At 72.9% G+C, this 14,476-nt stretch carries 13 protein-coding genes and 1 other RNA gene; 5 read left to right on the top strand and 9 right to left on the bottom strand.

From position 1 onward, the window contains the following. Window positions 1–55: 55 nt before the first annotated feature. Window positions 56–1,027, bottom strand: a complete 972-nt coding sequence (locus ACZ50K_RS26930; RefSeq protein ID WP_468907648.1) for a LysR family transcriptional regulator — start codon at window positions 1,025–1,027, stop codon at window positions 56–58. A gap of 84 nt (window positions 1,028–1,111) precedes the next feature. Between ACZ50K_RS26930 and ACZ50K_RS26925 the strand changes: the two genes are divergently transcribed. The 3 genes from ACZ50K_RS26925 (at window position 1,112) to ACZ50K_RS26915 (ending at window position 4,086) form a co-directional block, all read left to right on the top strand. Then, window positions 1,112–2,527 carry an MFS transporter gene (locus tag ACZ50K_RS26925; RefSeq protein WP_468907646.1) on the top strand — a complete coding sequence of 472 codons (1,416 nt, stop codon included), beginning with the start codon at window positions 1,112–1,114 and terminating at the stop codon, window positions 2,525–2,527. 127 nt (window positions 2,528–2,654) lie between these two features. After that, a complete protein-coding gene (locus ACZ50K_RS26920) occupies window positions 2,655–3,911 on the top strand; it encodes an SH3 domain-containing protein (RefSeq protein WP_468907645.1) in 1,257 nt (418 codons plus the stop codon). Window positions 3,912–3,924: 13 nt separating this feature from the next. Further along, window positions 3,925–4,086: a hypothetical protein gene (locus tag ACZ50K_RS26915; protein WP_468907643.1), complete on the top strand. Its 162-nt coding sequence runs from the start codon at window positions 3,925–3,927 to the stop codon at window positions 4,084–4,086. 68 nt (window positions 4,087–4,154) lie between these two features. On the opposite strand, the gene ssrA is transcribed toward ACZ50K_RS26915, so the two are convergent. The 5 genes from ssrA to ftsE all read right to left on the bottom strand — a co-directional run bounded on the left by ssrA (window position 4,155) and on the right by ftsE (window position 8,063). Then, window positions 4,155–4,543, bottom strand: a transfer-messenger RNA (tmRNA) gene (ssrA, locus tag ACZ50K_RS26910). A gap of 84 nt (window positions 4,544–4,627) precedes the next feature. After that, complete coding sequence (smpB, locus tag ACZ50K_RS26905) at window positions 4,628–5,113, bottom strand: SsrA-binding protein SmpB (protein ID WP_468907641.1); 486 nt, start codon at window positions 5,111–5,113, stop codon at window positions 4,628–4,630. Window positions 5,114–5,131: 18 nt separating this feature from the next. Then, window positions 5,132–6,328, bottom strand: coding sequence for a S41 family peptidase (locus ACZ50K_RS26900; protein WP_468907639.1), 1,197 nt, complete (start codon window positions 6,326–6,328; stop codon window positions 5,132–5,134). Between the two features lie 67 nt (window positions 6,329–6,395). Beyond that, window positions 6,396–7,355: a permease-like cell division protein FtsX gene (ftsX, locus tag ACZ50K_RS26895; protein WP_468907638.1), complete on the bottom strand. Its 960-nt coding sequence runs from the start codon at window positions 7,353–7,355 to the stop codon at window positions 6,396–6,398. Between the two features lie 18 nt (window positions 7,356–7,373). After that, the gene (gene ftsE, locus ACZ50K_RS26890) at window positions 7,374–8,063 is read right to left on the bottom strand and encodes a cell division ATP-binding protein FtsE (protein WP_468907636.1); all 690 of its coding nucleotides are present in this window, start codon (window positions 8,061–8,063) and stop codon (window positions 7,374–7,376) included. Window positions 8,064–8,300: 237 nt separating this feature from the next. Here ftsE and ACZ50K_RS26885 point away from each other — a divergent pair, with 237 nt between their 5' ends. Next, window positions 8,301–8,492, top strand: coding sequence for a hypothetical protein (locus tag ACZ50K_RS26885; protein WP_468907634.1), 192 nt, complete (start codon window positions 8,301–8,303; stop codon window positions 8,490–8,492). A gap of 92 nt (window positions 8,493–8,584) precedes the next feature. Here ACZ50K_RS26885 and prfB read toward each other — a convergent pair whose 3' ends face one another. Next, a complete protein-coding gene (prfB, locus tag ACZ50K_RS26880; protein WP_468907632.1) occupies window positions 8,585–9,694 on the bottom strand; it encodes a peptide chain release factor 2 in 1,110 nt (369 codons plus the stop codon). 274 nt (window positions 9,695–9,968) lie between these two features. On the opposite strand from prfB, the gene ACZ50K_RS26875 reads away from it, so the two are divergent. Beyond that, on the top strand, window positions 9,969–10,994 hold the full coding sequence (locus ACZ50K_RS26875; RefSeq protein ID WP_468907630.1) for an isopenicillin N synthase family dioxygenase: 1,026 nt from the start codon (window positions 9,969–9,971) through the stop codon (window positions 10,992–10,994). A gap of 64 nt (window positions 10,995–11,058) precedes the next feature. Here ACZ50K_RS26875 and ACZ50K_RS26870 read toward each other — a convergent pair whose 3' ends face one another. After that, window positions 11,059–12,324: a serine/threonine-protein kinase gene (locus tag ACZ50K_RS26870; protein WP_468907628.1), complete on the bottom strand. Its 1,266-nt coding sequence runs from the start codon at window positions 12,322–12,324 to the stop codon at window positions 11,059–11,061. 145 nt (window positions 12,325–12,469) lie between these two features. Then, a complete protein-coding gene (locus tag ACZ50K_RS26865; protein ID WP_468907626.1) occupies window positions 12,470–14,266 on the bottom strand; it encodes a serine/threonine-protein kinase in 1,797 nt (598 codons plus the stop codon). Between the last annotated feature and the right edge of the window lie 210 nt (window positions 14,267–14,476).

The raw sequence follows: 14,476 nt of genomic DNA, 5'->3' as shown, positions 1-14,476 counted from the left end.
GGAGGGCGCGTTTCGCCGCCGGTCCCCGGCGGGTGACCGCCGGGAAACCTTGCTCTCACCCGCCGCCCGGGCTGGATGTGAGCGGTTCCGGCCGCCAGCTGCCGGCCGGTACGGCGAGCCAGCCGCGGGCGGCGGCCAGTTCGGCGGCGGCGGTGCGCAGCGCGTCGGTCCCCGGGTGGCCGGATCCGCGGCGCCAGACCAGGGAGAGGGGGGACAGCGGCACGGGGTCCACCAGCGGCCGCTTCACACTGCCGGGCAGGTCCGCGAAGTCCACGGTGGCCAGCACCGGGTTGCCGGTCTTGGCCATCACCCGGCGGAACTCCTCCTTGCCCATGGCCACGGGTGCGGGCGGGGCGAGGGCGATGTCCCGGCCGGCGAACAGCCGCCGGGCGAGGTCGGTCCATTCGGCGGTCCGCGGGTTCCCGTCGCCGGCGTAGACGGTGTGGCCGGTGAGCGCGGCCACCGGTACGGCGGTCCGGGCGGCCAGCGGATGGTCCTCGGGCAGCAGCACCGCGAGGGGTTCGTACCGTACGGGCTGCCAGGCGAGCCGGGCCCGGACGGCGGGCGGGAGTCCGCCGACCCGGCCGAAGGAGGCGTCCAGCCGGCCGGCCAGGATCTCGGCGGCGGCGTGGGTGAGCCCGCTCTCGAACCGGGCCATCAGCTCGCTGCCGGGGGCGAGTTCCCGGGCCCGGTCCAGCACCGTGCGGGCGGTGCCGGGGCCGTCGGTGTTGAGGTCGACGAGCAGGGCCCGGGCGGGGTCGGGGGCGAAGGCGGCGGCGAGCTCGCGGTGCGCGGCGAGCACCCGGCGGGCGTACGGCAGCAGCCGCTGCCCGTCGGCGGTCAGTTCCACCTGCCGGGTGGTCCGGACGAACAGCTCGGTGCCCAGCTCCCGTTCCAGCCGGCGGACGTCCCGGCTGAGGGCCTGCTGGGCCAGGTAGAGCCGGGCGGCGGCCCGGGTGAAGTGGAGTTCCTCGGCCACCGCGAGGAAGCCGCGGAGCAGCCGTGGTTCGAGGTCGCGGTCGGTCACCGCAGGAGATTAACAACCGGGCCGGGTGAATGGCGGCCGGACAGGTGTTGGACCGGGCGGCCGGACCGGGCCGACGCTGGACCCATGCCCGCGACCACCACCGCCCCCGCCCCGACCGCCGCCGCTGCCCCGACCGCCGCCTCCGCCCCCGCCCGCCCGTCCCGCCGCTCCCCCGCGGCCCGGCCCGCCCCCGTCGCGTACCGTCCGCGTCCGGCGGCCGGTGGCGGCCCGCTGCTGGGGACCACCGGGCAGACCCTGGTGCTGGCGGCCACCGCCCCGCCGGACGGCCGGACCGCCGCCGGGCGCGGACCCCGCTCGCGGGGAGCCGGGCCCTACCGGCGGCTGCTGGCCACCCCCGGCGCCCGCGGGTTCACCACCGGCAACCTGATCGCCCGGCTGCCGATCGGGATGTTCGGGGTGAGCGCGGTGATGATGATCGCGGGCCAGCGCGGCTCGTACGCCCTGGCGGGGGCGGTGGCCGCCACCGGGATGGCCGCCACCGCGGTGGTCGCCCCCTGGACCGCCCGGCTGACGGACCGGCACGGGCAGGCCCGGATCGCCCTCCCCGCCACCCTGCTGTCGGTGCTGGGCGCGCTCGCCCTGGTCCTCTGCGTCCGCCGGCAGGCCCCGGACTGGACCCTGTTCGCCTGCTACGCGGCCACCTCCGCCACCCCCAACATCGGCGGGCTGTCCCGGGCCCGCTGGACCCATCTGCTGCGCGGGGACCGGGCCGCCCTGCACACCGCCATGTCCTTCGAACAGGCCGCCGACGAGGCCTGCTACATGCTGGGGCCGGTCCTCGCCGCCTTCCTGTGCTCCGCCGTGTTCCCGGAGGCCGGCACCCTGGCCGCGGCCGGCCTGCTGCTCACCGGGATGCTGGTGTTCACCGCGCAGCGGGGCACCGAGCCGCCGGTGGCCGCCGCCACCCGGCGCGGCTCCCCGCTGCGCGCCCCCGGGATCCGGCCGCTGCTGCTGCTGTTCGTGGTCCTGGGCGTGGTGTTCGGGTCGATGGAGATCGCCTCGATCGGCCGGCTGGACGCCCTGGGGCTGGGGGCGGCGGCCGGGCCGGTGCTGGCCCTGCAGGCGGCCGGGTCCTGTCTGGCCGGGCTGGTCTACGGCACCCGGCGGCCGGTGTCCCTGCGGGTCTGCGTGGCGGTGCTGGCCGGGGCGATGACCCTGCCGGCGGCCGCGGCGGCCACCGGGGCGCTGCCGCTGCTGGCGCTGGCCCTGCTGGCGGCCGGGACGGCCACCGCGCCGACGATGGTCACGGCGATGTCCCGGGTGCACCGGCTGACCCCGCCGGACCGGCTGAACGAGGGTCTGACGCTGGCGGTGACGGCGATCCTCGCGGGGATCGCGGCGGGTTCGGCGGCGGCCGGCGTCCTGGTGGAGCACGCCGGTTCCGGCACCGCCTACCTCCTTCCGGCGGCGGCCGCGCTGACGGCCCTCGCCGGGGCCCTGACAGCCACCCGGCGGAACGGGCATCCGGCGTCCGGGTGACCCGGGTCGCGTCCTCACCGGCTCGGTGTCATCATCCGCTTTTACTGGTGGAGGCCTCTCGCCCACCGGCCCGCCGCACAGCGGCCAGCGCCGGATCCATCGCCCTTTCCTCGCGGAGGAAACCCCCTTGCCTTCTTCCCGCAGCCTGCCCGCCGCCCTGGTCGTCGCCGCCGTCACCGCCACCTGTCTGGTGCCGGTGGTGCCGGCGTTCGCCGACTCGTCGAGCCTGAGGTTCTCCCAGCCGTACGTGCCGTCCATCGCCCCCGGGAACACCGGCCGGATCGTGATCGTGGCCTCCAACGGGGCCGATCAGGCGACGAGTTCCGGCTTCCGGATCATCGCTCCGGAGCGGACCACCTTCCCCGAGGCGCGGTTCTACTGGAACGGGCAGCGGGCCGCGGCACCGTGCACCCGCTCCTCGGACGCCCGGCAGCTGACCTGTGAGTCGGGCACCCGGGCCGGTTTCGCCTTCCCGTCGAACGAGCGGACCCGGCTGGGCGTGGCCCTGCGGGTGGACGCGGACGCCCCGGAGGGCACCACCCTGGACGGCGGCGAATGGGCGTCCGGTTCGGAGGGCTCCGCGCTGTTCGCGGTGGCGACTCCGGTGACCGGGCCCAAGGGCGAGAAGGGCGACAAGGGGGAGCCGGGCGGTCACGGCCACGACGGCAAGCCCGGCCAGCACGGCAAGCCGGGGCGCCCGGGCCCGAAGGGCGACCAGGGCGACAAGGGGGACAAGGGGGACCAGGGCGAGCGCGGCGAACGCGGCGAACGCGGTGAGAAGGGCGACCGCGGGGACCGGGGTCCGCGGGGCGACCGCGGTCCGGCCGGCCCGAAGGGCGACACCGGCCCGAGCGGCGGCCCGCAGGGCCCCAAGGGCGACAAGGGAGACCGCGGCCCCGCCGGTCCGCAGGGCCAGCGCGGCCCGTCCGGCCCGCAGGGCCACCAGGGCGAGAAGGGCGACCGCGGCCCACAGGGACCCAAGGGCCACAAGGGGCCCAAGGGCGACCAGGGTCCGCGCGGACCGCAGGGACCCAAGGGCCCGAAGGGCGACACCGGCAAGCCCGGCAAGCCCGGCCACTGCAAGAAGTGCGGCGGCCACCACGAGAAGCCGAAGCCGCACCCCAAGCCCCAGCCCAAGCCGCACCCCAAGGCGGGCAAGGCCAAGATCCTGGCCGGCGGGCACGGTCTGAGCATCCGCTCCGGCCCGTCCACCACCTACAAGCAGACCGGCAAGGCCAAGCCCGGCACGGTCGTCGCCGTCCAGTGCAAGGCCAACGGCCAGAAGGTCGACGGCAACGCCCTCTGGTACAAGCTGGCCGACGGCCGCGGCTGGATCACCGCCCGCTACGCCGAGAACCTCAACAAGATCCCGTATTGCTCCTGACCCGGGCCACCCCGTGACGAAGGCCCCGCGACCGGAAACCGGTCGCTGGGCCCGCACCGAGGACATCCGGTCCATCAGCGAACAGCGCCTCGTCGGCCGGCGCCCCCTCGGCCTGATCACCGACAAGGAGAAGGCCGAGGTCCGCCGATACCTCCGCCTCATGCTCGACCTCTGACCCGGGTCACCGCATGACGAAGGCCCCGCGACCGGAAACCGGTCGCGGGGCCTTCGCCCACATGGGATGAGTGGAGATGGCGGGAATCGAACCCGCGTCCAACGGTGCAGAAGCAGGGCTTCTCCGAGCGCAGTCCGCTGCGCTTTTCTCAGCCCCGGAGATCACACGGACAAGTCTCCGACGGGCTCAGTCACTGTTTGATTTCCCTCCAACCCCCGTGACCGGGGCTAGAGGTTTAGATCCCTTGTTGACGCCAGGATCCGGACCGGGACCACTTCCGGGCTGACGCTCCTCACAGAGGCTTCAGCTCACTGTTATTAGGCAGCGAGGGTGAAGCGGGAGTTATCGCTCTTGGAGTTGGCGATTATTGTTTGCGACATATGGTTAGCGAGATCATTGCCGCTTCCTCGGCTCGCTTCCCCTGCATCGACATCCGCTGTCGAAACCGATCATCCCCATGTTTTGTTAACAAGCTGCTCCCACCGCGAGCGGCGGGTGCTGACGCCATGGTACGCGACGTGGACCACCGCGTGCCAGGAGATTAGACCGTACCGCGCTGCTGGCGGCGGATCGCCGAGATCGTGCGGTTCGTCTCGCGGGTGTCCTGCTTCTCCCGCATGGTCTGCCGCTTGTCGTACTCCTTCTTGCCCTTGGCGAGCGCGATCTCCACCTTGGCCCGGCCGTCCTTGAAGTACAGGGACAGCGGCACCACCGTGTGTCCGGACTCGTCCGCCTTGCGCTCCAGCTTGTCGATCTCCTCCCGGTGCATCAGGAGCTTCCGCTTGCGCCGCGCGCTGTGGTTGGTCCAGGTGCCCTGGCTGTACTCGGGCACGTGCACGTTGTACAGCCAGGCCTCGCCGCCCTCCACCGAGATGAAGCCGTCCACCAGGGAGGCCCGGCCCTGGCGCAGGGACTTGACCTCGGTACCCGTGAGCACGATCCCGCACTCGTAGGTGTCGAGGATCGTGTAGTCGTGCCGTGCCTTCTTGTTCTGGGCGATCAGCTTGCGCCCTTTTTCCTTAGCCATAGTGCGGTCATTTTCGCACTACGGACCCACCCCGAGGCCACCCAATACCCGGACCGCCCGCTCCTCGGCCCGCTCCCCGCCCGCCGTCAGGTCCGGGGTGATCCCCCGGCCGTCCAGACTGCGCCCGCCCGGAGTGCGGTACGTGCCCACGGTCAGCTCGGCAACCGAGCCGTCCGGCAGCTCGGTGGGCAACTGCACGGCCCCCTTGCCGAAGGTGCGGCTGCCCACGGTCACGGCCCGGCCCCGGTCCTGGAGCGCCCCGGTGAGGAGTTCGGCCGCGCTCATCGTGCCGCCGTCCACCAGGGCGACCAGCGGGCGCGCGGTGTCCCCGCCCGGCTCCGCGTACAGGGCGCGCTGCGCCCCCCGTACGTCGTAGGTGGCGACCAGCCCGCCGTCGAGGAAGGCGGAGGCGGCGCGGACGGCCTCGGACACCAGCCCGCCCGGATTGCCGCGCAGGTCGAGGAGGACCCCGGCACCGGCCGGGGCGGCCGCCACCGCCTCGCGGACCCGGTCCCCCGAGCCCCGGCTGAAGGCCGCCACCTTGATCACGGTGGTGCCGCCGGCCAGCCGCCGGACGGTCACCGGCTCGGTGTGCAGCCGCTCCCGGACCAGGCTCCGGGACAGCTCCCGGCCGGACCGGCTCAGCCCCAGCACCACGGTGCTGCCCGCGTTCCCGCGCAGCAGGGTGACCACCGCGGCGGCGGGGAGCCCGGCGACCGCCTTGCCGTCCACGCTCAGCAGCCGGTCCCCGGCCCGGATCCCGGCCCGGTCGGCCGGGCCGCCGGGCTGGACCCGGTCCACCCCGACCCCGTCGGACCCCGGCCGGACCGCGCCGGCCCACAGGCCGACCCCGGTCCAGCTGCCGTCCAGGTCCGCGGCGAACCCGGCGTACTCGGTCCGGTCGTAGACCACTCCCCAGCGGTCCCCGCTGCGGCTGACCACGTCCTGGGCGGCCTTCTTCCCCGACTTCCCCTCGGCCACCGCCTCGGCGGCGGCCCGGCGGACCGCCTCCCGGTCGGCGGTCCCCGGCCGGGCCGGGGCCGCGGGACCGGCCGCGCTGGGCGCCACCACCGGCAGCAGGACCGTGCGGTCCCGCTGCCCGTCGAAGCATCCGGTGCTGGCGGCGGTCCCCAGACCGCCGAGCAGCACCAACGTCAGAACGGCCCCGCGACGCAGGTCACGGGGCCGGATACAGAACGGGGGGAGGCCCGGCATGGCGCCGAGTCTAGGACAAGCACCGCGGCCGGACGGCTGGTCCGCCGTACCGCCCACGGGGCACTTGTCACACCTTCAGGTACTTGCGCAACGCGATGAACGCGGCGAGGGAGGGCATCAGCACGCCGATGACCAGCACCAGCGGCAGCTTGGTCAGCACCGAGTCCCAGCCGATGAAGTTGATCAGCTCCATCTTGTCGCGCAGCCCGGCCCCGTGGTCGATCACGAAGTACTGACCGGCGCCCAGCATGGTGCAGGCCAGACCGGCCCCGATCAGACCGGCGAACGCGGCCTCCATGATGAACGGCACCTGGATGTAGAAGCTGGACGCGCCGACCAGCCGCATGATCCCGGTCTCCCGCCGACGGCTGAACGCCGAGACGCGCACCGTGTTGACGATCAGCAGCAGGGCCACCACCAGCATGATCAGCATGATGCCGAGGGCCGCGTAGTTCAGGTAGTTCAGCATCCGGAACAGGTTGTCCAGGTAGGACCGCTGGTCCTGCACCGAGTGGACCCCGTCACGGCCCGCGAAGGCACTGGTGATGACCTTGTACTTCTCCGGGTCCTTGAGCTTGACCCGGAAGGACTCCTGCATCTGGTCCGGGGTGATGGTGGAGGCCAGCGCGGTGTGCCCGTACTGCTCCTTGTAGTGCTTGTACGCCTCGTCGGCCGACTCGTACCGGACCGACTCGACGATGTCGAGCTTCTTCAGCTCCCCGTCGATCTGCTGCTTCTGCTCCGCGGTGACCGCGCCCTTGCCGCACAGCGCGCCGCCGCCCGAGCCGGCCGAGCCGCCGGGCGCGCCCTTGGCGCTGTCCTCGGCGTCGTTCTTGTTGCAGAGGTAGATCGTGACGTTGACCTTGTCGTACCAGTAGCCCTTCATCTGGCTGACCTGGTCGCGCATCAGCAGGGAGCCGCCGAACAGGGCCAGCGAGAGGGCGACGGAAATGATGACGGCGAAGGTCATCGTCAGGTTGCGGCGGAGGCCGACGCCGATCTCCGACATGACGAACTGGGCGCGCATGGCGTTTCCACGGGCCTTTCAGTGCTGGTAGCCGTACACGCCGCGCGACTGGTCGCGGACGAGACGGCCCTGTTCGAGTTCGATGACGCGCTTGCGCATCTGGTCGACGATCTGCTGGTCGTGCGTCGCCATGATCACGGTGGTGCCGGTGCGGTTGATCCGGTCCAGCAGCTTCATGATCCCCACGGAGGTCTGCGGGTCGAGGTTGCCGGTGGGCTCGTCCGCGATCAGCAGGGCGGGACGGTTGACGAAGGCCCGCGCGATGGCGACGCGCTGCTGCTCACCGCCGGAGAGCTCGCCGGGCATCCGCTCCTCCTTGCCGCCGAGGCCGACCAGCTCCAGCACCTGGGGGACGGCCTTGCGGATCTCGCCGCGCGGCTTGCCGATGACCTCCTGGGCGAAGGCCACGTTCTCGGCGACGGTCTTGTTGGGGAGCAGCCGGAAGTCCTGGAAGACGGTGCCGAGCTGGCGCCGCATCTGCGGGACCTTCCAGTTGGAGAGCCTGGCGAGGTCCTTGCCCAGGACGTGCACCTGGCCGTGGCTCGCCCGCTCCTCGCGGAGGATGAGTCTGAGGAAGGTGGACTTTCCGGAGCCGGAGGAGCCGACCAGGAAGACGAACTCGCCCTTCGCGATCTCCAGGGAGACATCCCTGAGTGCGGGGCGGTTCTGCTTCGGATAGGACTTGGAGACGCTGTCGAATCGGATCACGGGTGCACCACGGTCGCCGGGAGTAGGTGAGCGTGACCATACGCGAACGGGCGCGGGCCCGGGACCCGGCGTCCTGGGTTGCCCCTATATATCCCTGTTGCTCGGGGGCGCTCCGGCCGGTCCCGAGGGCGGGCTGTCGGACGGGCCGCGCCGAATGCCCTCGAAGCTGGCACAGTGGTAGGGGGAACGGATGGGTTCCCACCGGCGTTGTTCCGAGGGACGAGAGGAGGAGAGCGCGTGACGATAGACCGGCTCGTGTGCGCGAACTGCGCCGCGCCCGTCAGCCAGGGCCGCTGCCCGGTGTGCCGGGCCAACCGGGAGCGCCTCCAGCAGGAGCGTCCCTTCGCGGGCCTGAATCCCATGGCGCTGATCGCGCTGATGGTGGTCCTCGTGGCAGCTCTGGCGCTGCTGGCGCACCAGGGCGCGTAGCCCGCCGCCGCGTCCCGATCGTACGGAGAACACGGGAAGGCCCGGACCGAGGTCCGGGCCTTCCTCATGTGCGCGCGTGGGGCACTCGGCCGCTAGGAGGCCTGCTCCTGCTGCTTGCGCCAGCGGATCCCGGCCTCCAGGAAGCCGTCGATCTCGCCGTCCAGCACCGCCTGCGGGTTGCCGACCTCGAACTCCGTCCGGAGGTCCTTGACCATCTGGTAGGGGTGCAGGACGTAGGAGCGCATCTGGTTGCCCCAGGAGCTGCCGCCGTCCTTGAGGGCGTCCATCCGGGCCTGCTCCTCCTGGCGGCGCCGCTCCAGCAGCTTGGCCTGGAGGACGTTCATGGCGCTGGCCTTGTTCTGGATCTGCGAGCGCTCGTTCTGGCAGGAGACCACGATCCCGGTCGGGATGTGGGTGATGCGGACCGCCGAGTCGGTGGTGTTGACGCCCTGGCCGCCGGGGCCGGAGGCGCGGTAGACGTCCACCCGCAGCTCGGACTCGTCGATCTCGACGTGGTCGCTGGTCTCGACGACCGGGAGCACCTCGACGCCCGCGAAGGAGGTCTGCCGGCGGCCCTGGTTGTCGAAGGGCGAGATGCGGACCAGGCGGTGGGTGCCCTGCTCCACGGAGAGGGTGCCGTAGGCGTAGGGGGCCTTGACCACGAAGGTGGTCGACTTGATGCCGGCCTCTTCCGCGTACGAGGTCTCGTACACCTCGGTGGGGTAGCCGTGCCGCTCGGCCCAGCGCAGGTACATGCGCTGGAGGCGCTCGGCGAAGTCGGAGGCGTCGACGCCGCCGGCCTCGGCGCGGATGTTCACCAGGGCCTCGCGCTCGGCGTACTCGCCGGAGAGCAGGGTGCGGACCTCCATCTCGGCCAGCGCCTTGCGGACGGCGACCAGCTCGGCCTCGGCCTCCGCGAGGGTGTCCGCGTCGTCCATCTCCTGGGCGAGGTCGAACAGCACCTCCAGGTCGTCGATGCGCCCGCGCAGGGTCTCGGTCTTGCGGACCTCTGCCTGGAGGTGCGAAAGCTTGCTCGTGATCTTCTGGGCGGCTTCCGGGTCGTCCCACAGGGACGGCGCGGCGGCCTGCTCCTCAAGCACGGCGATGTCTGCCCTCAGCTTGTCGAGGTCCAGGACGGCCTCGATCGACCCCATGGTCGAGGAGAGGGACTTCAGCTCTTCGGATACGTCGACGACTGCCACGGGTCCAGCGTAGCCGGTCCCCGCACGGGGCCGACCGGCGTACCCTCGGGCTATGCCTCTTCTTCTCGTGCGACGTCGACATGTGGACTTCATGCGTGTCACGACCACGAGCTGTCCGCCGCCGGACCGAACCAGTTCCTGAACCGACTGATTCCCCCGGTCCTGTACGGCGGTCCGTGCGGCCCCGGCGCCACCCCTGCCGGCGGTCCCCTCTCCACCCGCCCTCCCACCACGACCGGGAGCAGGACCCCGTGACATCCGAAACGGAGCCGTCATGCCGTCCGCGCACACGACCTCTCTCTCCGCTCTCTCCGCACTTCCCGTGCTCGACCTCTCGCTGGCCGACGATCCCGCCCGCCGGGACGCCTTCCGGGAGGAGCTGCACGTGGCCGCCCGGGACACCGGGTTCCTGCATCTGACCGGCCACGGCATAACCCCGGCGGAGACCGCCCGCATCCTTGAGGTGACCCGGGCCTTCTTCGCGCTCCCGGAGGCCGACCGGCTGGCCGTGAGCAATCTGAACTCCCCGCACTTCCGGGGCTACACCCGGATCGGCCACGAGGTCACCGGCGGTTCCTCGGACTGGCGGGACCAGCTGGACGTGGGGGCCGAGCGGCCGGCGCCGCGGGTGGCGCCCTCGGACCCGGCCTATCTGTGGCTGGAGGGCCCCAACCAGTGGCCGGCGGCCCTGCCGGAGCTGCGGACCGTGGTCCTCGAATGGCAGCAGCGGCTGGCGGCCGTGGCGCACCGGCTGCTGCGGGAGCTGCTCGCCTCGATCGGGGCGCCCGCCGACTTCTTCGACGCCGCCTTCGCGGACCGTCCGCACCTGCACACCAAGCTGATCCGCTACCCGGGAGCCGATCCGACCGGGGGCGGGCAGGGGGTGGGCGCCCACAAGGACTACGGGTTCCTGACCCTGCTGCTCCAGGACACGGTGGGCGGGCTCCAGGTGGTGAAGGACGGCGGCTATCTGGACGTGCCGCCGCTGGACGGGGCCTTCGTGGTGAACCTGGGCGAGCTGCTGGAGATCGCGACGGAGGGCTATCTGAAGGCGACGGACCACCGGGTGGTGAGCCCGCCCGGCGCGGTGGAACGTTTCTCCGTGCCGTTCTTCTACAACCCGCGCCTGGACACCGTGGTGGAGACCGTCCCCGGCGCCTATCTGGAGCAGGCTCCCGGGCTCTCCCACGACGCCTCGAACCCGCTCCACCGGGAGTACGGGCGCAACGAGCTGAAGGGCTTCGCCCGCGCCCACCCGGCGGTGGCCCGCCGCTGGCACCCGGAGCTCGGCGCGGCCTGACCGCACGCCGCCCGGCGGTCCACCGCCCGGCGGCCAGCCGTGCGACCTCCCGCCGTGCGACCGGTCAGGGAGCGGCCGGGGTGGAGGTCTGCTGGTCCTCACGGGGCGGCGGGCTGTCGGAGGACGAGGCGAGCCAGCCGCCCACCCCGATGGCCGCGGCCACCACCACCCCGGCCGTGGTCAGCATCAGCCGGCGCCGCCGGACGGCGTCGGCCCGGTGGCGGGCCGAGCCGGGGCGGTGGCCGCCGGCCGGGCGCGGGACCCGGGCGGTGCCGAGCGCGCCGCCGGCCAGCTCCTCCGGACCGGGCACCCGCATCGAGGTGTGGGTGTCCCGGTTGGAGTCGGTGGCCGTGCCGGGCACCAGCGGGACCACGCCCCGGCGCCGCTCCGCCGGGTCCGGGGCGGGTTCCTCGGCGGGGTCGGGGGCCTCGGCGGGTTCCAGGTCGTCCGGCTCGTCCACGTCCAGTGGGGGCATTCCGGCCAGCGTCGGGAGCATGTCCCGGAGCCGGACGGACATCTCGGAGGCGCGCAGCCGGGAGGCCGGCCCCTTGGCCAGGCACTGGACGATCAGCTGCCACAGCTCGTCGGGGATGCCGGGCAGCGGCACCACGGTCTCGGTGACGTGCCGGCGCAGCACGGCCCCGGGGTGGCCGCCGCCGAACGGGGTGAACCCGGCCAGCAGCTCGTAGAGGACCGTCGCCAGGGCGTATATGTCCACGGCCGCGCGCGGCGGCAGCCCTTCGACGATCTCCGGGGCGAGGTAGTCCGGGGTGCCGATGATCCGGGTGGGCTGGGCGGAGCGCGGGGAGCCCGGCGGGGGGCCGGCCCGGCGCGGAGAGTCGATCAGTTTGGCGACGCCGAAGTCGGTGAGCAGGGCCGGGTGGGCGCCGCCCGGGCCGAGCGGGCCCTGCATGTCCAGCAGCACGTTCTCCGGCTTGACGTCCCGGTGGACCACTCCGGCGGCGTGCGCGGCGGCCAGCGCGTCGGCCACGTCGGCCACGATCGCCACGGCCGCCTCGGGGGCGAGTCTGCGTTCCCGGTCGAGTCTGGTGCGCAGGTCGGTGCCCCGGACCAGGTCCATGACCAGGGCCAGGTCGTTGCCGTCGACGACGAGGTCGCGGACGGAGACCACGTGCGGATGGTCCAGGCCGAGCAGGGCGCTGCGCTCCTGGACGAACCGGCCGACCAGCTCCTGGTCGGACGCGAGGTCCTCGCGCAGGAGCTTGACGGCGACGGGCCCGTCCGGGCCCTCACCGAGCCACACCGTGCCGGCACTGCCGCGCCCCAGGATCTGGTGGGCGGTGTACCGGCTGCCGATCTTCCGTGCCACGACTGCTCCCTCAGCGGCTGGCGTACGCCCCAAAGCTACGCGTCCGAATGAGGGTTGGAGGCCACCAGGGGCCCCGATTCGCGGCGACCTTCACTTCTGCGGGCGAAATCGTGACCCGGAAGTCGACAAATCCACTGACTCGGCGTTACGGAGTGCCGGAACCGCTGCCTCCGCCGTCTCCGCCACCGAGGTCCTTGACCGTGTTCACGGCCGAGGCGCCCCAGTCCCAGAGCTGGTCCCAGAAGCCCTTGGTGGTCCCGATCCAGTCCTGGAGCGGGGTGAGCTCCCAGATCAGCCAGCCGGCCACGATGAACAGCAGGATCGAGAACAGACAGCCCTTGAGGCAGCCCAGACCCGGGATCCGCATGGGGTTGGCGCTGCGCCGGGGTTCGCGCGGGGCGCGCGGCTCCCGGGGGGCGGGCTGCTGGGGCGGCTGCTGCGGGGGCTGGTACTGCGGCTGGTGCGGCTGCGGCTGCGGGCGCTGCTGCTGCGGCTGCTGGTACTGCTGGGGCGGCGGCTGCGGCTGGTACTGCTGCGGCGGAGGCGCGTACTGCTGCTGAGGCTGCTGGTACGGCTGGTGCTGCGGCTGCTGGTACTGCTGCGGGGGCGGCGGGCCCTGCCGGTACTGCTGCGGCTGCTGGGGCTGCTGCGGCTGCCGGGCGGGCCGGCGGCCGGGCTCCTGGTACGGCGGCGCGGGCGGCGGGGCCTGCCGCTGCGGGCGCCGGCGGAGCGGGTCCTCGGCGGGGTCCAGGTACTGGATCTGGGTCTGCTCGTTGCGGTCCCGGGCGGCCTGCATCTGGGACTGCCACGGGTGCGGCGAGTCGGGCCGCTGCACCGGGGGCATCACGGAGGTCGGATCGGCACCCTGGGCACCGGGACCGCCGCCCGGGCCTCCGGTGCTGGGCAGCACCGAGGTGGCGTCGTTCGCGCCGACCGGGGGCAGCACGCTGGTCGCGCCGTTGGGGTCGTAGGCACCCATCGGCGCGGCCTGGAGCCCGGCGGCCAGCACCTGGGTCGGGTCGGCGGCACCCGGGGTCTCGGGCACCGGGGCCGGCGAGGGGTCCGGGGCCAGCAGCCCGCCGACCCCGAGGGCGGCCTCCACGTCGGCCGGCGAGGAGTGCACCCCGATGCCGGCCGCGACCACGCGCAGGGCACGGGCCAGGGATTCGGCGCTGGGCCGCTCGTCGGGCTCCTTGCGCAGGCAGCGCTCGATGACCGTCCACAGCGGCTCGGGCACGTTGGCCGGGCGCTGCGGCTCCTCGCTCAGATGCCGGTGCAGCACCTCCAGCGCGGTGCCGCCGGCGAACGGCGGCCGTCCGGTCACCAGCTCGTAGAGCAGGATGCCGGCGCCGTAGATGTCCACGGCGGAGGTCTGCGGGCGGCCCTCGGCGGACTCGGGCGCCACATAGGCCGGGGTGCCGACGAACTCGTGGGTGCGGGTCAGTCCCGGGGAGTCGGCGAGCCGCGCGATGCCGAAGTCGGTGAGCATCGGGCGCATCTGCCCGTCGCTCTCGTCCAGCAGGACGTTGGCGGGCTTCAGGTCGCGGTGCACCACCCCGTCGGCGTGGCTGGCGGCGAGCGCGTCCGCGATCTGGGCGGTCAGCAGGCTGCCGGCGACCGGGGTGAAGGGGCCGTTCTGCCGGATGTACCTGTGCAGGTCCGGGCCCTCTACCAGGTCCATGACCAGGGCGAGCAGATCGCCCTCGACCACCAGGTCGCGGGTGCGGACGATATTGGGGTGGGTCAGGCGGAGCAGGACCGAGCGCTCCCGCAGGAAGCGCATGACGATGTCGGCGTCGTTGGCCAGTTCTTCCTTGAGTACCTTGATGGCGACCGGCTCACCGGACCCGGCGGTGTCCTGCTGGCGCGCACGCCAGACGGTGCCCGTGGCGCCGCGTCCGAGCGGCTCCTCAAGCAGGTATTTGCTGCCGACTGGCCGCACGTCTCGCGCTCCCCTGCTGTCGCTGTTGCTGTCGACCCACTTTAGGGGGTGTCCCCCGGGTAGACGCGGGGCGAGAGAGGTTGGTTGCCGTACATGCGTGCGAAGGGTGAGGTTGAGGGGGTATGCCGGGGGCGGTTTACGTCCGTATTTGCGTGAAGGAACGATCAAGCAAGATCATTTATTGGCGGGGGTCGGGCGTGTTGTCGGTGA

Source organism: Streptomyces sp. NPDC033845 (genome assembly GCF_055576225.1).
The sequence above is the reverse complement of the archived record's forward strand: the minus strand, read 5'-3'. Positions and strand labels throughout refer to the sequence as shown.